The 19,147-nt window shown below is 61.8% G+C and carries 15 protein-coding genes; 11 read left to right on the top strand and 4 right to left on the bottom strand.

The genetic code is table 11. The features are described from left to right. Positions 1-7: 7 nt before the first annotated feature. The 6 genes from PQQ96_RS09685 to PQQ96_RS09710 all read left to right on the top strand — a co-directional run bounded on the left by PQQ96_RS09685 (position 8) and on the right by PQQ96_RS09710 (position 8,466). Positions 8-2,401 carry an aldehyde dehydrogenase family protein gene (locus PQQ96_RS09685; protein ID WP_408291150.1) on the top strand — a complete coding sequence of 798 codons (2,394 nt, stop codon included), beginning with the start codon at positions 8-10 and terminating at the stop codon, positions 2,399-2,401. 170 nt (positions 2,402-2,571) lie between these two features. After that, on the top strand, positions 2,572-3,534 hold the full coding sequence (gene rbsK / locus PQQ96_RS09690) for a ribokinase (protein WP_408291152.1): 963 nt from the start codon (positions 2,572-2,574) through the stop codon (positions 3,532-3,534). A gap of 46 nt (positions 3,535-3,580) precedes the next feature. Further along, positions 3,581-4,627, top strand: a complete 1,047-nt coding sequence (locus PQQ96_RS09695) for an ABC transporter permease (protein WP_408291154.1) — start codon at positions 3,581-3,583, stop codon at positions 4,625-4,627. Positions 4,628-4,733: 106 nt separating this feature from the next. After that, positions 4,734-5,738, top strand: a complete 1,005-nt coding sequence (locus tag PQQ96_RS09700; protein ID WP_408291156.1) for an autoinducer 2 ABC transporter substrate-binding protein — start codon at positions 4,734-4,736, stop codon at positions 5,736-5,738. 85 nt (positions 5,739-5,823) lie between these two features. After that, positions 5,824-7,392: a sugar ABC transporter ATP-binding protein gene (locus tag PQQ96_RS09705; RefSeq protein ID WP_408291158.1), complete on the top strand. Its 1,569-nt coding sequence runs from the start codon at positions 5,824-5,826 to the stop codon at positions 7,390-7,392. Between the two features lie 15 nt (positions 7,393-7,407). Further along, positions 7,408-8,466, top strand: coding sequence for an ABC transporter permease (locus PQQ96_RS09710; RefSeq protein WP_408291160.1), 1,059 nt, complete (start codon positions 7,408-7,410; stop codon positions 8,464-8,466). Between the two features lie 58 nt (positions 8,467-8,524). On the opposite strand, the gene PQQ96_RS09715 is transcribed toward PQQ96_RS09710, so the two are convergent. Together PQQ96_RS09715 and PQQ96_RS09720 are read right to left on the bottom strand one after the other, a co-directional pair. After that, entirely contained in the window at positions 8,525-9,250 is a 726-nt protein-coding gene (locus tag PQQ96_RS09715; RefSeq protein ID WP_408291162.1) for a DeoR/GlpR family DNA-binding transcription regulator, read from the bottom strand. 194 nt (positions 9,251-9,444) lie between these two features. Beyond that, positions 9,445-10,056 carry a hypothetical protein gene (locus PQQ96_RS09720; RefSeq protein WP_408291241.1) on the bottom strand — a complete coding sequence of 204 codons (612 nt, stop codon included), beginning with the start codon at positions 10,054-10,056 and terminating at the stop codon, positions 9,445-9,447. 727 nt (positions 10,057-10,783) lie between these two features. Between PQQ96_RS09720 and PQQ96_RS09725 the strand changes: the two genes are divergently transcribed. Beyond that, the gene (locus PQQ96_RS09725) at positions 10,784-12,241 is read left to right on the top strand and encodes an MmgE/PrpD family protein (RefSeq protein WP_408291164.1); all 1,458 of its coding nucleotides are present in this window, start codon (positions 10,784-10,786) and stop codon (positions 12,239-12,241) included. 129 nt (positions 12,242-12,370) lie between these two features. Further along, a complete protein-coding gene (locus tag PQQ96_RS09730) occupies positions 12,371-13,732 on the top strand; it encodes an MFS transporter (RefSeq protein ID WP_408291243.1) in 1,362 nt (453 codons plus the stop codon). 169 nt (positions 13,733-13,901) lie between these two features. On the opposite strand, the gene PQQ96_RS09735 is transcribed toward PQQ96_RS09730, so the two are convergent. Beyond that, complete coding sequence (locus PQQ96_RS09735) at positions 13,902-14,669, bottom strand: alpha/beta hydrolase (RefSeq protein ID WP_408291166.1); 768 nt, start codon at positions 14,667-14,669, stop codon at positions 13,902-13,904. A 167-nt stretch (positions 14,670-14,836) separates the two neighbouring features. Here PQQ96_RS09735 and PQQ96_RS09740 point away from each other — a divergent pair, with 167 nt between their 5' ends. Then, positions 14,837-15,442 carry a TetR/AcrR family transcriptional regulator gene (locus tag PQQ96_RS09740; protein ID WP_408291168.1) on the top strand — a complete coding sequence of 202 codons (606 nt, stop codon included), beginning with the start codon at positions 14,837-14,839 and terminating at the stop codon, positions 15,440-15,442. Positions 15,443-15,743: 301 nt separating this feature from the next. Here the strand turns inward: PQQ96_RS09740 and PQQ96_RS09745 are convergent, their stop codons facing one another. After that, the gene (locus PQQ96_RS09745) at positions 15,744-16,532 is read right to left on the bottom strand and encodes a GntR family transcriptional regulator (RefSeq protein WP_408291170.1); all 789 of its coding nucleotides are present in this window, start codon (positions 16,530-16,532) and stop codon (positions 15,744-15,746) included. Positions 16,533-16,840: 308 nt separating this feature from the next. Here PQQ96_RS09745 and PQQ96_RS09750 point away from each other — a divergent pair, with 308 nt between their 5' ends. Beyond that, positions 16,841-17,734: an isocitrate lyase/PEP mutase family protein gene (locus PQQ96_RS09750; protein ID WP_408291171.1), complete on the top strand. Its 894-nt coding sequence runs from the start codon at positions 16,841-16,843 to the stop codon at positions 17,732-17,734. A gap of 10 nt (positions 17,735-17,744) precedes the next feature. Then, positions 17,745-19,145: a 3-isopropylmalate dehydratase large subunit gene (gene leuC, locus PQQ96_RS09755; RefSeq protein WP_408291172.1), complete on the top strand. Its 1,401-nt coding sequence runs from the start codon at positions 17,745-17,747 to the stop codon at positions 19,143-19,145. Positions 19,146-19,147: the final 2 nt, after the last annotated feature.

Below are 19,147 nucleotides of genomic sequence, written 5' to 3' on the forward strand. Positions count from 1 at the left end.
TGATCCCATGAGCGTAGCCGAGTATTTTTCATCGATGGAGTACGGTCCCGCACCCGAGGACGATCAGCCCGCGCGCGCCTGGCTCGCGCAACATGAGGCGAACTTTGGGCATTTCATCGGCGGTGCATGGCATGCGCCGGCCGCCGGCGAGCATTTCGTCTCACACGCACCCGCCACGGGCGGGCGGCTCGCCGGGATCGCCCAGGGCGATGCGGCCGACGTCGACGCGGCGGTGGCCGCCGCGCGCGCTGCGCAGCCCGGCTGGCTCGCGCTCGGCGGTGCCGGACGGGCGCGGCATCTGTATGCGCTCGCACGCATGGTCCAGCGTCATAGCCGCCTGTTTGCCGTGCTCGAAGCGCTCGACAACGGCAAGCCCATCCGCGAGACGCGCGATATCGACGTGCCGCTCGTCGCGCGGCACTTCCTGCATCACGCGGGTTGGGCGCAGTTGCAGGAGAGCGAATTCGCCGATTACGCCCCACTCGGTGTCGTCGGTCAGATCGTGCCGTGGAATTTCCCGCTGCTGATGCTCGCCTGGAAGATCGCGCCGGCGATTGCAACGGGCAACTGCGTTGTGTTGAAGCCGGCCGAGTACACGCCGCTCACGGCGTTGCTGTTCGCCGAACTCGCCCATCGGGCCGGCCTGCCGTCAGGCGTGCTGAACGTCGTGACGGGCGACGGCCGTACCGGTGCCGCGCTCGTCGAGCATCCGCAGGTGGACAAGATCGCCTTCACGGGTTCGACGGAAGTCGGGCGCCTGATCCGCGCGGCCACGGCCGGCTCGGGCAAATCGCTGACGCTTGAACTCGGCGGCAAGTCGCCCTTCATCGTGTTCGATGACGCGGATCTCGACGGCGCCGTTGAAGGGGTGGTCGACGCGATCTGGTTCAACCAGGGGCAGGTGTGCTGCGCGGGCTCCCGCCTGCTCGTGCAGGAAGGAATCGAAGCGCGCTTCATCGCGAAACTGAAGCGCCGCATGGAAACGCTGCGCGTCGGCACGTCGCTCGATAAAAGTATCGATATCGGCGCGATTGTCGATCCCGTGCAGCTCGAACGTATCCAGTCGCTGGTGGAAACCGGCCAGCGCGAAGGCTGTGCGGTATGGCAGTCGCCCGATGCGACGATGCCCGCCGGCGGCTGTTTCTATCCGCCCACGCTCGTCACCGGCGTAGCGCCGGCTTCCGCTTTGGCGCAGGAAGAAATCTTCGGACCGGTGCTGGTCACGATGAGCTTTCGTACGCAGGATGAAGCGATTGCACTCGCCAACAATTCGCGCTACGGACTTGCCGCGAGCGTGTGGAGCGAAACCATTGGCCGCGCACTCGATGTCGCACCGCGCCTTGCATGCGGTGTCGTGTGGATCAACGCGACCAATCTGTTCGACGCGGCGGTCGGCTTTGGCGGTTATCGCGAGTCGGGCTATGGTCGCGAAGGCGGTCGCGAGGGCATCTACGAATATCTGAAACCGCGCGCCTGGCTCAATCTTCCCGAGCGTCAGGCCGTACGACCCGAACAGGCAGCAGGCTCAGGCGAGCGCGACCCGTTGTCGAATGTCGCGCTGATCGATCGCACGGCGAAACTGTTTATCGGCGGCAAGCAGGTGCGTCCCGACAGCGGCTATTCACTGCCGGTTCACGCGCCAGATGGGACGCTGGTCGGTGAGGTGGGCGAGGGTAACCGCAAGGACATTCGCAACGCGGTCGAAGCGGCGCGCGCGGCGCAGAAATGGTCGCAGGCGAGTACGCATAACCGCGCCCAGGTGCTCTTCTATCTGGCGGAAAACCTGGCCGTGCGCGCGGACGAATTCGTGCGTCAACTCGTCGTGCGCAACGGCGCGAAGGAAGCGGCGGCGCGCGCGGAAGTCGAGGCAGCGGTTACGCGTCTCTTCACCTATGCGGCGTGGGCCGACAAGTTCGACGGCGCCGTGCATACGCCGCCGTTGCGCGGCGTCGCGCTGGCGATGCACGAGCCGCTCGGCGTGATGGGCATCGCCTGTCCGGACGAAGCGCCCTTGCTCGGCTTCGTCTCGCTGGCGGCGCCCGCGCTGGCCATGGGCAATCGCGTGGTGGTGTTGCCGGGCGCGGCGTGTCCGCTCACGGTGACCGATTTTTACCAGGTGGCCGAGACGTCGGATGTGCCGGCCGGCGTGCTGAACATTGTCACGGGTGAACGTGGCGCGCTGCTGCCGGCACTCGCCAGGCACGACGATGTCGACGCCGTCTGGTGCTTCGGTAGTGCGGCGGATTCGACGCTGGTCGAACGTGAGTCGATTGGCAATCTGAAGCGTACCTTTGTCGATCACGGCAGCCAGTTCGACTGGTTCGACCGTTCGAGTGAAGGGCGGCCGTTTCTGCGTCAGGCCGTGCAGGTGAAGAACATCTGGATACCGTACGGAGACTGACCGAGCGCCGGCACTCACGCCTGAAAACATGCACGCCAACCAGAAAATGGAGGAGACAACGTGCTGAAGCATCTGGATCTGCAATTTTTGTTATCGAATGCCGCGGTGCTGAGCGCAGCGCATGCCCCGCATGAATGCTTCCTGATGAACGCGTCTCAGGGAGAACGCGAATGAGCACGTCTTTGCAACGAAACGGGCGTGTCGTCATTCTCGGCATCTACGTCACGGACCTGACGTTTCGCGCCGGGCGTATGCCGCAGATCGGCGAGACGATCGCCGGCACGGCGTTCGCGATGGGGCCGGGCGGCAAGGGTTCGAATCAGGCGGTGGCAGCGGCTCGCGCCGGCGCCGAAGTGGTGTTCTGTACCCGCATCGGCAACGACGCGTTCGGCGAGATTGCGCGCGCAACGTGGGCCGCTGAAGGCATCACGGCGCGTGCGTCGGTGATCGAGGGCGTGTCCACGGGTGCCGCGCATATTTTCGTCGACGACACCACCGGCATGAACGCGATCATCGTCGCCTCAGGCGCGGCCGGCACGATGAATGCTGCCGACGTCGACGCGATCGAAGCCGACATCGCCGCCGCGTGCGTGTTCGTCACGCAGCTCGAGCAGCCGCTCGCGGCTGCGCGCCGTGGGCTTGAGACGGCACGCCGGCATGGCGTGACGACCGTGTTCAATCCGGCGCCGGCCTTACCGCTCGACGACGATATCTTTCCGTTGTGCGACTACATCACCCCCAACGAAACCGAAGCGACCGCACTCACCGGCGTGCCGATCGCGAATGCCGACGATGCGCGCCGTGCCGCCGATGTGCTGCTCGCCAAAGGTGTTGGCGCGGTCATCGTCACGCTAGGGGAAGGCGGCGCGCTGCTGCACTCGGCTACCCAATCCGTGCTCGTGCCGGCGTATCGCTGCGGCCGGGTCGTGGAGACCGCCGGGGCCGGCGACGGCTTCACGGGTGGCTTCGCGGCCGCGCTCGCACGCGGTGATGACGCCATCTCGGCGCTGCGTTTCGGTTGCGCGCTCGCGGGCATTTCCGTCACGCGTCCGGGTACGGCGCCTTCCATGCCGACGCTCGACGAAGTGAACCGCGTGTTGAACCAGCAGGCCGGCCTGTCCCACGCATCCTGACCGCTGTCCTGAACGTTCGCGAAGCTTGAAGGAGATCGTGCTCACCATGAAGTCCCTGTTTACCGCTGGGAAAATCTTCGGCGACCGGCAACTGAATTTTCTGCTGATCGTCAACGTACTCGTTGTGCTGGTCGCGACATGGCTCTCGCGCGGGCAATTCGTCGATATCGACAACCTGCAGTCGATGGGCGGACAGTTGCCCGAACTCGGCCTGCTCGCGCTCGGCATCATGTTGTCGATGGTGTCGGGCAACGGCGGCATCGACCTGTCAGGCGTCGGGCTCGCGAACCTGTCCGGTATGGTCGCAGCTCTCGCCGTGCCGCACTTCGTCAATGGCGACGACTCACCGGCGCTCTACACGTCGCTGTTCTGCGTGATCGTGGTGGTGGTGGGGCTGCTTGGCGGGCTGCTGAACGGCGTGGTCATCGCGCGTCTCAGACTCACACCGATTCTCTGCACGCTCGGCACGCAGTTGCTGTTCACCGGCTTCGCTGTGGTGCTCAGCAACGGTGCCTCGGTGCATGTCGACTATGTCGACCCGTTGTCGAATATCGGCAACGGTACGGTGTTTCAGGTACCGATCGCGTTCTGCATCTTCATCGCGGTGGTGGTCGTTCTCGGCTGGTTGCTCAGACGTAGCCCGTTCGGCCTGCGCCTTTATCTAATGGGCACCAACCCCAAAGCCGCGTTCTATGCGGGTATTCCGCGTGTGCGGATGCTGGTCACGACCTATGCGATGTGCGGGGTACTCGCCTCGCTGGCGGGTCTGATCAGCGCGACGCATACGTCCAGCGCGAAATGGGACTACGGCAACTCCTATTTGCTGATCGCCATTCTGATCGCGGTGATGGGCGGCGTGAATCCCGCCGGCGGCCACGGCCGCATCATCTGCGTGTTCTTCGCCGCGACGGTGCTGCAGTTCCTCTCGAGTCTGTTCAACCTGCTGGGCGTGTCGCAGTTTTTCGGCGATTGCGCGTGGGGTTTTCTGTTGCTGTTGTCGCTCGCGTTTGCGGGCGGCGAGCGGGTGCGTGCGATCTTCGGCTTCGGCGGCGGGTCGCGCGCCGACGGTCCAGGCACGGCGCCAAAACGTTAGCGAGCGGGAGCAGGCGCAATCCAGGTTTCAGTACGCGGCGGACAACGAGCCCTGGTTGTCCGCGACGGTGAAGTGGGGCGACATCGAACGATAAAGGAGACATCGCATGAAATTGACTCGACTGGGTGCCGCGCTCGCAGCAGGCGCGCTTACGATTGGTGTGATCGCCGCGGCGCACGCTGCAACCAACGAGACGATCGTCACGGTCGTCAAGGTGACCGGTATCAACTGGTTCAACCGGATGGACGACGGCGTCAAGGAATTCGCGAAGGAGAGCCCAGGCGTGACCGCGTATCAGACCGGACCGGGTCGCGCGGATGCGGCACAGCAACTGAAGATCATCGAAGATCTGATCGCGAAGAAGGTCACGGCGATTGCCGTGGTGCCCTACGATCCGCCGACGCTCGAACCCGCATTGAAGAAGGCGATGGATCGCGGCATCAAGGTGGTGACCCATGAAGCCGACAACGCGAAGAACACGATGGTCGACATCGAAGCATTCGACAACACGGCCTACGGTGCCGGCCTGAACGAACGCCTCGCTTCGTGCATGCACGACGACGGCAAGTGGGTGGCGCTGGTCGGCTCGCTCGGCAGCCGCTCGCAGGTGCAATGGGCCGACGGCGGGATCGGCAATGCCAAGGCCAAGTATCCGAAGATGGATCTGGTGGAGCCGAAACTCGAAACCAATAACGACGGCGAGCGCGCCTATGAGGTCGCGAAGGAAGTGCTGCGCAAGCATCCGGACCTGAAGGGCTTCCAGGGCTCGTCCTCGCTCGACGTGATCGGCATTGGCCGTGCGGTCGAAGAAGCCGGCATGCAGGGCAAGATCTGCGTCTATGGCACGGGCCTGCCGACCGAAGCAGGCAAGTTCCTGGAGAGCGGCGCGATCAATGGCATTGCGTTCTGGGATCCGAAGCTCGCGGGCCTCGCGATGAATAAGGTCGCGCAGATGCTGATCGATGGCAAGACGGTCGAGAACGGCGCCGATCTCGGCATTCCGGGCTACACGAAAGTCACCGTCGCGAAGGGGCCGGGTAAAGGCATCATCGTGCGCGGCCAGGGCTGGGTGAACGTCGACAAGTCGAACTACAAGCAGTATCCGTTCTGATCGGGCTTGTGTCCGCTGTTTTGTCTTTTGTTTCATGCGTCACGGCGTGCCTCTGTGGGCACGCCTTAACTTGCGACTCGCCATCATGAATCAAGACGCATCTTCACGGCAGCCACCGCAGCCACCGCAATCCGCAGCGTCGCAGCCGTTTCTGCAGGTTGTCGGCGTGCATAAGCGTTTCACTGGCGTCCATGCACTGCGCGGGGTGAGCCTGTCGTTCGAGCGCGGTCAGATCTATCACCTGCTCGGGGAGAACGGCTGTGGCAAGAGCACACTGATCAAGATCATCTCCGGCGCGCAGCCGCCTGACGAAGGCGAACTCGTGATCGAAGGGGTGCGGCATGCGCGGCTGTCCGCGCTGGAATCACTGGCTGCCGGAATTGAAACCGTCTATCAGGATCTCTCACTGCTGCCCAACATGAACGTGGCGGAAAACGTCGCGCTTACCGCCGAGTTGGCCACCCACGAAGGCCGGCTCGCCCGTACCTTCGACCGTCGCGCGCTCGCGCGTACGGCAGCGCGGGCGCTGGAGGCGGTCGGCCTGCCCGGCGACGCGGAGTTTCAGGCGACCCTGATCGAGCAATTGCCGCTCGCCACGCGTCAGCTCGTCGCCATTGCGCGCGCGATCGCCAGCGAGGCGCAGTTCGTCATCATGGACGAGCCCACCACGTCGCTCACGCAGAAAGAAGTCGACGACCTGATTGCCGTGCTCGCCAATCTGCGCGCTCAGGGCGTGACAGTGCTGTTCGTGAGTCACAAGCTCGACGAGTGTTACGCGATCGGCGGCGAAGTCATCGTTTTGCGCGACGGACAGACGATGGCGCAAGGACCGATTGCGCAGTTCAGCAAAGCGCAGATCAGCGAATTGATGACGGGGCGCCATCTGTCGAATGAGCGTTATCGTGAAGGCGCGTTTGGCCAGGACGTCGTGCTCGACGTGCGCGGCTTCACGCGTGCGGCCCAGTTCAGCGATGTGTCGTTCGCGCTGCACGGCGGCGAAATTCTGGGCATTACCGGTCTGCTCGATTCGGGGCGCAACGAACTCGCCCGTGCACTAGCCGGTGTTGCGCCGGCGCAATCGGGGCAGGTAATGCTCGACGGCAAGGCCATTTCATTGCGCACCCCGTCAGACGCGAAACATCATCGTATTGGTTACGTGCCGGAAGACCGCCTGAACGAAGGGCTGTTTCTCGACAAGTCCATTCGCGACAACGTCATTACCGCGATGATCGCCAGCTTGCGGGACCGCTTCGGGCAGGTTGATCGCGTCCGCGCGCAGGCGCTCGCGGAACAGACGGTGAAAGATTTGCAGATCGCGACGCCCGGCGTCGACAAACCCGTGCAGTCGCTCTCGGGCGGCAATCAGCAGCGCGTGCTGATTGGCCGCTGGCTCGCCATCGATCCGCGCGTGCTGATTCTGCATGGACCGACGGTCGGTGTCGACGTCGGATCGAAGGACATCATCTACCGCATCATGCAGCGCCTGTCGCAACGCGGCATCGGCATCATTCTGATCAGCGACGATCTGCCTGAACTGCTGCAGAACTGCGACCGCATCCTGATGATGAAGAAGGGCCGGGTGGCGGCCGAATATCGGGCCGACACGTTGAGCGAAGCTGACCTGTATCACGCGCTGCTTTCGGAAGCCGCATAAAGGACGTCGATATCCATGAACTCGCGCATCCATTCGCGCATGAACCAGACCATGACCACCCCGACCGTTGCCGAAGTCGCACCCGAGGTCAAGCCGCCCACCTTGCGGGCCAGGCTCGCGCGCAACCCCGAATGGTTCACTGTCGCGTTGATCGCGGCGACATGCCTGATTGTCGGCGCGATCAATCCGCGCTTTTTTCAGCTTGCGACCTTGTTCGATCTGTTGCACTCGGCCACCACGATGTCGCTTTTCGCGCTGGGCACGCTCGTCGTACTGGCGTCCGGCGGGATCGACGTCTCGTTCACGGCGATCGCCGCACTGACGATGTACGGCATCACGAAGGCGGTGTTTGCCTGGTGGCCGGACGCGCCGTTCGCGCTGATCCTGATCGCCGGCGCGCTGGGCGGCGTGATGCTCGGTATCATCAACGGCCTGCTGGTGCATCGGCTGAAAGCGCCTTCGCTGATCGTCACGATCGGTACGCAGTATCTGTATCGTGGCCTGCTGTTGACGTTTATCGGCACGACGTTCTTCATGAACATTCCGCACAGCATGGATCATTTCGGCCGCATTCCGCTGTTTTTCTATCACACCAATGAGGGCCTGCGGGCTGTGCTGCCCATTTCGGTGCTGGCGCTGGTGGCGGCCGCCGTTGTCACATGGTGGCTGCTAAACCGGACCATGATGGGACGCGGTGTCTACGCGATGGGCGGCAGCCTTGCGATCGCCGAGCGGCTCGGCTACAACCTGCGCGCGATCCATCTGTTCGTGTTCGGCTATACCGGCATGCTCGCCGGCATAGCGGGCATTCTGCATGTATCGAACAATCGGCTCGCGAATCCGTTCGATCTCGTGGGCTCGGAACTCGATGTGATCGCCGCGGTGATCCTGGGCGGCGCGCGCATTACGGGCGGTACGGGTACGGTGGCGGGCACGTTGCTGGGTGTGGTGCTGGTGACGCTGATCAACAGTGTGCTGATTCTGATTGGCGTGCCGAGCACCTGGCAGAAGGTGATTATCGGCGCATTCATTCTGATCGCTGGGACGCTCTTCGCCTTGCAGCGCAAAGGCTGAACGCTGAACGCCAGTTGTGCGGGCCACCCGACGATGCCATGTCGGGCGGCCCGCTCATTCATTTGCGCTTGCGGTGCTCCTGGCCTTTCTCGGTGATGATGGAATCGAAGTCATCGACTTGCGAGAAGCGCACTGCCTTGACGACGCCGAACTTGCTCTGGTCCACGACCAGATGCCGTTCGACGGCACTTGCCATGGCCGCCTGCTTGAGCGCGACTTCGTGAAAGTTCCAGCACGTTACACCGCGCGCGTTATCTACGCCGCCTGCGGAAATGAACGCCTTGTTGATGCCCATGCGGCGCAGCATCTCCAGACTCTCTTCGCCCGCGAATGAATCTGAAGAAGGCACGTAGACGCCGCCCAACAGAATCATCCGTACATTCGGCTTGCGCCGCAGAATCTCCGCTACATTCAGCGAATAGCAGACCACCGTGACGTGACGCTCGAGCGGAATCAGGCGTGCCAGCGTGGTGAGCGTCGTGCCGCAATCGATGAAGATCGTTTCGTGGTCGACAACGAGTCCCGCCGCAATCGCGGAGGCTTCCGCCTTGGCCTGCGCGAAATGGTCCTTCTCTTCCTCGAGCGAATAGCCGGCGTTGTTGGGGACGTCGGTCGCGCTGAGAATATAGCCACCGAGATAGGTGAATCGTTCCGGACTGCCAGCGATATCGCGCCGGACAGTCATCTCCGATACACCAAGCAGACTGGCGGCGTCGCGCAGGCGCATCACGTTCTGCCTGGCCAGCGCATCGGCGAGGGCGCTGAGGCGGTCGGGTTTCAGCATGGAGCTCCTGTCGCGCAGTGTGGAAGAACGTTATGTTTTGTTCGAGTTGGTGGGAGAATTATAACAAGAGGTCGTCTGCGCGGTGAGTCTGTTTGAGCCTTGAACGTGAGGACTTTCTTGTGTCGAGAACGACAAAAAGCCTTTAGCCAGATGGGCTAAAGGCTTGCCAATAACGAATCAGGAAAAGTGCCCGCCTAGAACCGGTAGCTCACACCGATTTGCACGACCGGATACAGCTTGTAGCGCTCGACCTTGTCGCTGATATTCTGTTCTTCCTGGTCGATGTTCGCCTGTGTCGTGAGGAGCGAGTAGACCTGCGGCACGCTGTACGTCGTGCGCGGGCGGCCGTAGGCCACGCCGAGATCGAGCGTCATGCCGAAACCCTTCGATACCGGTTTGTGACCGTACCCGATGCCGAGATAGGGCATCGCGCGTGGCAGTGTGACGGTGGTCGAGGGCGCGGGACCCACGGCCGGCACGAAGTCGTTGCCGATCTTGTACATGCCTTGCGCGTTCGGTACCGCGTGGCCTGTCAGTTCGTCGTCGTTGATCAGCGCGCCGGCGGTTACGCGAAAGCCGCTCGACGCAAACGGAAACAGATCGAGATACAAGCCGCCTTGCAGCAGCTTGACGTGACCGTCGTACTCGTTCCCACTGACGTTGACCGAATGCGAGAAGCCGAGCCCTTCGAATTCCGCATGCACGCCGGCCCACGAGGCAAACGGCAACGCTGCGCCGATACCTGCGCCGAGTGTGCCGCCGTGTGCGTAGATTTCCTGTGCGTCTACTGCGCCTGCCATCACCATCGCCACTGCCGCGACCAGCGCCGCATTTTTTACCTGACTCACCGCACAGTCTCCAAACAAGGGTTGTTTCCGTGCTGGCGACTTTAAGGTTTAGCCGTGCGGTTCAAACCGGCGAAAAGCGGGCAGTTATGGCGGCTCATCGCGCTCAAGTTTTCGCGCGCGATGAAACTGCGATATATGGCGTGTAACGTCTGCAAAACAGATGGTCAAATCCGCTTTGTTGAGCAGATTACGCCTGTATTAAAGGGCGATTCCGCGCATCGGGCGGATCGACGCGCGCCGATTGCGACTGCCACTGAAGACCTGTTTGCAGCACACGTGCCATTCTCAGAATCGTTTCTATTCGTCTGATAAAAGGAGCGCTTTCGCTTTGCGTTGATTTGCAGAAGGGGCGGCAAGGTGGCTGGCCGATTGTGCAAATCCGCGGCGCTAGGTGCAATCGCTTCAAGGCGTCAAACATTGCTGACTTCGGCACTTTCATCGTCGGCTGATCCATTCTTGCAAAGACCACTGCATACAACGTCCCCGATTGCGACAGAACCCGTTGCGGTTGCCCTCACGACTGGCTAAGCGATTGGCGTAAACCCTCTCTCGCTTTATCCGGCTCGTCATCATAATAATATAACAACATGTCGATGGACGATGATCCTGGTAGTCCGCGGTAGCAGGCTTTGTCCATGTCACTTCAACGGACGTCATTGACGTCCCCGATCTTCAGGAAGCACGCATGGCATCTTCAATTCAGTCGGCCTCTACTACCACGGCTCATTCAGACCCTACGGACCCCAACGGCCCGACAGGGAAACTGGCAACATGGCTCGCTTCCGTGCAGCTCGATAACATCCCCGAACAGGCGCTCGAACGCGGCAAATACCTGACGCTCGACGGGCTGGGTTGCGCGCTCGTCGGTGCGCAATTGCCCTGGTCGAGAAAGGCGGTGGAACTCGTCAGCGCGCTCGAAGGCGGTGGGGACGCGAGTCTGATCGGCTGGGGCAAGAAGATCAGCGCACCCGCGGCAGCGCTGCTCAACGGCACCTTCATCCAGGGTTTCGAACTCGACGACTTTCATCCGATCGCGCCGCTGCATGCGGCATCGGTGGTGTTGCCGTCGCTCTTTGCCAGCGCAAGCTTGCTCGGTCGGGTCAGCGGCGAACGATTCCTGCTTGCCGCGATGTGCGGCTATGAAGTGGGCCCCCGCGTTGGTCTCGCATTGCACGGTTCGCAGATGTTGTCGCGCGGCTGGCACTCGGGCGCGGTATTCGGCACGCATGCAAGCGCTGCCGCAGCCGGCAAGCTGCATGGCCTGAGCGCTGCTGCTTTCGAGGATGCGCTTGGGCTCGCCGCCACGCAATCCGGCGGACTGATGGCAGCGCAATTCGAAGCCATGTCCAAGCGCATGCATCACGGCTTTGCGTCGCGCGGCGGCCTCTATGCAGCGGTGCTGGCGGCGGGCGGTTATACAGGCATCAAGCGAGTCTTCGAGCGCGAGTATGGCGGTTTCCTCTCAACGTTCGGCGAGGGGCACGATCCGGACGCGTCGCAGATATCGGCCAACCTTGGTGCGAAATGGGAGACCGAGGCGTACGTGATCAAGCGCTACTCTGCAATGGGCGCGCTGCTCGGTCCGATTAGCGCTGTGCTGGAGATTCAGCGGGCGCGCGGCACGACTGCAACTGACATACAGAAAATCGAGCTCGATTGCGCAAGCTCGTCGTTCCACCACGGCGGCTGGCAGGCGTTCAAGCCACTGACGCCGATCGGTGCGCAGATGAACATGGCCTACGCGGTCTCTGTTGCCGCGCTCGATGGCGCAGCGCTGATGAAGCAGTTCAGCCCCGAGCGTATCAACGCCGACGATGTCTGGGCGTTCATGAAGAAGGTCGCGGTCCGGCACGAAGAGGCCTTCGACAGGGATGGCCCGCTTGCCCGCGGAGCCGTGCGGATTCGCATCACCTTTACGGACGGCAGCCATGAGGAACGGCTGCTGCGACACCCGCGAGGCCGTCCGCTGGATCACGTGTCGAACGAAGGCATTGTCGAGAAATTCCGCGCGTTGACAGACGGTGTGATCGGTAGGGTGCGCCAGCAGCGAATCGAGCAACTTGTCGTTGGTGTGGAGCGCCTCGACGACATCGCCGAACTGATCGAGGTGCTTGCACCGCCCGTAGCCGACGCGCTCGCATAAAGCCGGCGTGCGTCGCTAAAAATACACATGGAGGAGTCTATGTCGTCGACACGCGACGCGATCGGACCGCCCGTTGGCGCATCCGATGCAAACCAGATACACGCAATCAAAACCAATGAAACCACGGGCATGATCGGCGCGCGGCTTGACCGGCTGCCAATGTCACGATCCGTTTGGATGCTGGTGCTGGTGATCTCGCTCGGCGGCTTCTTCGAGTTCTACGAGCTGTTTTCGACCGCCTACATTGCTCCGGGCATTATCCGGTCGGGTGTCCTGACGGCTACCACAGTGCGCTTTCTGAGCATGAGCGGCATAGCGAGTTTCATTGCGGCCGCGTTCACGGGTCTGCTTGTCGGCACGCTGTTCTTCGGCGCGATCGCGGACAAGTTCGGGCGGCGTTCGGTATTCACGTTCGCGTTGCTTTGGTACACCGTGTCCGCGGCAATCATGGCGTTTCAAACAACAGCACTCGGGTTGAACTTCTGGCGCTTCATGGTAGGGATCGGGCTGGGTATCGAGCTGGTGACCATCGACAGTTATTTGAGCGAGATCGTCCCTAAACATATTCGCGGACGTGCGTTTGCGTTCAACCAGTTCATCACCTACCTGGCGGTGCCGGTAATCGCCTGCCTCGCCTGGCAGCTTGTGCCCCTTGCACCGTTCGGTCTCGACGGGTGGCGCTGGGTCGTGCTACTCGGCTCGGTGGGCGCCGTTGTGATCTGGGTGATTCGCCGACGTATCCCTGAGAGCCCGCGCTGGCTTGCGGCGCATGGCGAGTCGGAGAAGGCTGGGAGGATCGTGGCAGAGCTTGAGCGGCGTGCAGAGCGGGAAACCGGCAAGCGCTTGCCGACACCTGAGCCGACGTCGGGTGAAGTGGTGGAAACGGGCCAGTTTCGGGAAATATTCAGTCGCACATTTCTGTCGCGCACGGTGATGTTGAGCATCTTCCACGTCTTCCAGACGATCGGGTTGTACGGGTTCTCCAACTGGGTGCCGAGTTTCCTCATCAAGCAGGGTTTCGAGGTAACGACGAGCCTGGCTTATACGCTGGGGATCACGCTGGTGATGCCGTGTGGTCCGCTGATCGCCTTGCTCTATGGCGACCGCTTCGAGCGCAAATGGCAGATCGTGGCTTCGTCGATACTGGTAGCCGGCGCCGGGTTGCTGTTTGCCGAAGCGCGTAATCCGGTGTTCATCGTGACGACCGGTGCGTTGGTGACGCTGGGCGCCACGACCATGTCCTACAACTTTCACGCCTACCAGTCAGAGCTGTATCCGACCCGTATTCGTGCGCGTGCCATTGGCTTTGTGTATTCGTGGAGCCGACTGTCGGGCATTTTCAGCGGCTTTCTGGTGTCGTACGCGCTAAACCGGGCAGGGGTCTCCGGCGCGCTCCTGCTGATTGCCGCGAGCATGGGTATGGTTGCGTTGTCGATTGCTGTACTCGGACCGTCAACAAAAGGCCGATCACTCGAATCGCTGACGACCTGAGTAGCGAGACCAACGATGGGTTCCTTCGCGTCCTGGTCCATCATGCTGTAGTGAAGCCGTATGCCGCTGGTGTCGCACGCGTACCCAAGGGCTTGCGACGAATCAAAGAAACACTGGCACGAACGCCGCCTGACAGTTACTCCGATCACAGGCGGCGTATCGCGTTCAATCATTGCTTGCCGGACTTTGCTGCGGCCTGCTCGATCAGCTTCGCGACTTCAGCGGGATGCGAGATATAGGCCACATGGCTCGAGTTGATCTCAACCGTGGTGCTTCCGGCGCGCTTGGTCATGAAACGCTCCAGGTCAGGATTGATCGCGCGGTCCGCCGTTGCGACGACTGCCCAGCTCGGCTTGGTTCTCCAGGCAGCATGCTGGATCGGCACGCCAAACGCCTGAGCCGCAGGCGTCACCTGCGAGATCGCCATGAAGTTTGCTTCGGCTGCGGGCACATCGGCGCAGAAGTCCTCGTGGAAATTTGCCTGTTCAATGTACAGGTGGCCATCCGCAGTCGCCTTGATGGATTTGGACGCGGGCGGCATCTTTTTGGTCAGATCGAGGGGGCTTTCCCCCGTATCGGGCTGGAATGCGGCCACATAAACGAGACCGGCGACCTTGTCGTCGTTACCCGCCTCAGTCACCACCGCACCGCCGTAGCTGTGGCCGACGAGAATACTCGGACCATCCTGTTCGTCGATCACCCGGGTGGTTGTCTCCACGTCTTCATCGAAAGACGTTTCCGGCTCCTGCACGACAGAGACCTTGTAGCCATCGCGCGTCAGGATTTTTGACACTGCCTGCCAGCCCGAACCGTCGGCGAAAAAGCCGTGGACCAGGACGACGTTCTTGACCGGCGCGGCCATCGCGTGGGAGGTCAGCGCGGCGAAGGAAAAGGCAAGAGCGGCGGCGATACGGGTTACAGATGAGGCTGCTTTCATTTTCATTCTCCAAAAGATTAGACAACTAGAGGGTTTCGGCGGCTATTCGTTGCACTAAAGCCATCCTACTAGTAGGATGGCTTTAGTGCAAGTTTTTTCACGCTGGAAATTTCCAGCCACAATCGGTAGACTGCCGCTATATTCAACCGACTAGATGGTAGGGTGAAATGACAGTTTCTGGAGAAGCCACCGCGAGCAGGATCGTCGAGGCGGGGCGACAACTCATCATGCGTCGCGGCTATAGCGGGTTTAGCTATGCCGACATCGCCGACGCAATTGACATTCGTAAGGCGAGTATTCACCACCACTTCCCCTCAAAAACAGACCTTGTGATCGCTGTGTTGAAAGAGTGGCGGGCAGTATTTGATGCCGATATGGCGGCACTTGAGGCGAGCGGTGCCGACGCTCTCGGGCAGTTGCGTACCTACATCGGTCATTGGGAACGCTGTATTGCGGACGACAGTGCTCCGTTCTGCGTAGCGGGCATGCTCGGTGCTGAACTCCCATCGCTGCCCGAGGAAGTGGCGCAAGAGGTGAAGGCATTTTTCGATAACCTCACTGCGTGGCTTGAGCAGGTGCTCGAGTCGGGCGTAAAAAACGATCTCGTCAAACTGGGTTCGTCAGTTCAAACCGAGGCCGCATCGCTCGTGTCGCTGGTCTACGGTGCCATGCTCGCGGCGCGTGCCTGTGGCAACGCAACCCTCTTCAAGGACGTCACAGACAATGCCGTCGAAAAGCTCATCAAGCCGCCCAAAAAGAAGAGAATCACCTGACGTTTGGAGCGCTAGCGTTTCCGGCGTCGATGTCCGATCCGTTGTCGGGTAAGAGCAGACGCTGTCAACCGGGGAATACATGACCCCGCCAGCACGGTCACTCTGGCGTGCTTCGTTGAGATAATTCTGTGCGCTCTAGAACTCTGCGGGCATCGCGTCGACTATCTCTTTCACGTGGCTTGGTTTATACGCCAGGGATCACGCTGGTCGCTGGCGACCTGAGTAGTGAGACCCACGGCCGCGATGGTGACGTGGGTCTATAGCAATGCGTGTGCAAAGAGCGATGTGCATGCAGACCGGTTTATCCGCGCCGCGTGCCGGTTCCCGATACACGTTCCTTCGAAGTTTTGGGCGCTTCGTGTTGCACGTCGTGTACGACCTGGCCCGTGCGGAGTGTGTTAATCGAATCGGCGGACATGTCGGTCACGAGACGGCTACGCTCAGGCGAAACAGTGATGGTCAGATGCTGGACCGGCGTACGTTTCGAGTCGTAGACGAGGCGTGTGGTCCTGAGCAGCGGCATACCGATTTCCGTGTCGAGCCATTGCGCGTAGGTGGGGTCCGCGGCGACTGCCGTCACCTCCTGAATCACGCGACCGAAGTCGACGCCGTGACTCATCAGGATCTCGAACAAGGCGCGCTTTTTCAGGCTGGCGGCGGTGACCGATTTGCTGTAGCGCTCGGGAATCCACGCCTCGGAAACCATTAGCGGCGTATCTCCGGATTTACGCAGCCGCAACGCATGGACCGCACGGTCCGAGGGCTCCAGTTCCAACTGGATCGCAATGGCCGTGGGCGGCGTTTCCAGATTGACGCTGAGAACCTGCACCTTGGTCTCGGAAGCGGCCTTGTGCAAGGCGTCGACGAACCCGAGGGTGGCCGCTTGACGCGCCACCGGCAGGTCGGTGGGCACAAAGGTGCCGAGGCCCTGACGGCGCTGCACCAGACCCAGCGCTTCAAGATCCGCCAACGCGCGGCGCGCAGTGATTCGCGACACGCCGAAGTCGGTGCACAGATCTTCTTCCCTTGGAATCATGCTGCCCGCAGGATACGTGCCGGTGATGATCCGCTCCCGCAATACGAGGAACATCTGACGGTGCAGCGAGGTGCCGCGGGACCGGGGAAGCTGCGGGGAAGTCGGAGTAGACATCGTTTAGAGCAGGTTTATAGAGTCTTTCTATCATAGCGTAGAAACGGGCCTGTCGTCTCATGTTATGTCAACATTACAACCGTATCGGAGTTGCTCGGACATTCCGGTTTCGGTCACATCGCAAGCATGCTGGCAATCACTCGTTGACATGTTGTTATAAATATATAACATGTAAACACGCCGCCACCGAATTGCTTCGAACGCGGTGCGCATTCAAGCGGAATCGCAGAGATAATAGTGGAGGCTGGATGACAGCAGCAGCGAAATTGCGGGCGTTGCTCGCAAAGCAGGAACTGGTCGTAGCACCCGGCGCCTATGATGGCCTGACCGCCAGGCTGGTGGAGCGTGCAGGATTTCCGGCTGTGTACATGACGGGAGCGGGTACGTCGGCGCGTTACGGTTATCCCGACTACGGCTTGCTGACGATGAGCGAGATGGTCGACAACGCAGGCATCCTGGCGAATGCGGTGGACGTGCCAGTCATCGCTGACGCCGACACGGGCTACGGAACGGAACTGAATGTGTTTCGCACCGTGCGGGAGTTCGAACGCAGCGGTGCGGCGGGTATTCATATCGAAGATCAGGTCGCGCCCAAGCGCTGTGGTCACCTCGACGGCAAAGACGTTATCTCACGCGAGGAGTTCATCGCGAAGATCCGCGCTGCCGTGGCGGCGCGGCGCGATCCGGATTTCCTGCTGATCGCACGCACGGATTCACGGGCCGTCGCTGATATGGACGAAGCGGTCACGCGCGCCAATCTGGCTCTCCAGGCCGGCGCGGACATGATCTTCCTGGAAGCCACGCAATCGCTTGATGAAATGGCCGCTGTGCCGCGCCTCGTCAAGGGCCCCTGTCTGCTGAACATCGTGCGTGGCGGGAAGACGCCCGACGTGGACCTGGCAACGGTTGAACGGTTCGGCTACCGCCTCGCCATCCTGCCGAGCCTGCTTATTGCCGACGTTACCGACACCTGCATCCGTACCTTGCGGCAATTGAAGGAAACCAATACGCCGCCCGCATCGGCGGGCGCCGCGACGCTGGCGGAGCGGTTCCGTAATCTCGGCTCGAGCGAGTGGGACGAACTGCGTACGCGCTTTCGCGACAACAGCACGGTCGCCGGTGACGCGTCGCGTGCGGATTGATGGAGCCGTCATGACAGGTAAGACACTTTTCGACAAGATCTGGGACAGCCACGTTGTTTCGGACCTGGGTGGCGATTGGGCGCTGCTGCATATCGACCGGCATTTGCTGCATGACCTGTCCGGTACGTCAGGCCTTTATGAACTGGCTCAACGCAAGCTCACCGTGCGTAATCCGGAACTGGCTTTCGCGACGCCCGACCACGCGGTATCGAGCGCCCCTGGCCGTACGGGCGAGACTTTCGCGGGGGGCGCGCGCCTGTATCACGGCTTGCGCCAGCTCGCAGCCAGGGCGAACATCCGGCTCTTCGATCTTGGTGAACCCGGGCAGGGCATTGTCCATGTGATGGCGCCGGAACTCGGCATCGTCCAGCCCGGCGCGACGCTGATTTGCGGTGACAGCCATACCTGCACCAACGGCGGCCTGGGCGCGCTCGCTTTCGGTGTCGGTTCGTCCGAGGTCACGCACGCGTTGGCGACTCAAACGCTATTGCAGCGCCGTCCGAAAACAATGCGACTGTGGTTCGATGGATGTCTCGCACAAGGCGTGACTGCCAAGGATCTGATCCTGCATGTCATTGGACGGCTCGGTGCCGACGCCGGCACAGGCTACGCCATTGAATATGCGGGTCCCGCGATCCGTGCGCTCGAGATCGAAGAGCGCCTGACGCTGTGCAACTTGTCGATCGAACTCGGCGCGAAGATTGGCATAGTCGCGCCGGACGAGAAGACAGGCGCATGGCTTCAGGGCCGTGCGTACGCGCCCGCGGGCGCGTTGTTCGACAGTGCCCGCGCCTATTGGCGCACGTTGCCCTCCGACGAGGACGCGCGTTTCGACCGCGAGGTCACATTCGATGTGAACGACATCGTGCCGACCGTCACGTGGGGAACGAGCCCTGAGCACGCGATGCGAATCGACGGCGTCATTCCCGATCCATCCGCTGCGCCTGACAGCCGGCGCAGCGAGGCTTGGCAAGAAGCGCTCCGGTATATGGGTCTTGAGCCGGGTCGACCGATCGCGGGGACACCGGTCGACTGGGTCTTTATTGGTTCATGCGCGAACTCGCGGCTGCCGGATCTCAGAGCGGCGGCCGCAGTTATCCGCGGGCGCAAAGTCGCGGATCGCGTAACCGCGTGGGTCGTTCCTGGATCTGAATCGGTCAGGCGTGAAGCCGTTGCAGAGGGACTGGATCGCGTATTCCTTGACGCCGGCTTCAAGTGGCGCGAACCGGGTTGCAGCATGTGCGTGGCAGCGAACGGCGAACAGGTGCCGCCGCAGGCGCGGGCCGTGTCCACGTCGAATCGCAACTTCGTTGGCCGTCAGGGTCCGGGGGCGCGTACGCATCTGGCCAGCCCGGCCATGGCGGCGGCCGCTGCGGTCGCGGGCGCCATTGTCGATGTTCGGAGTCTGTAGCG

Source organism: Paraburkholderia sediminicola (assembly GCF_046027825.1).
GTDB classification, from domain to species: Bacteria; Pseudomonadota; Gammaproteobacteria; order Burkholderiales; family Burkholderiaceae; genus Paraburkholderia; species Paraburkholderia sediminicola_D.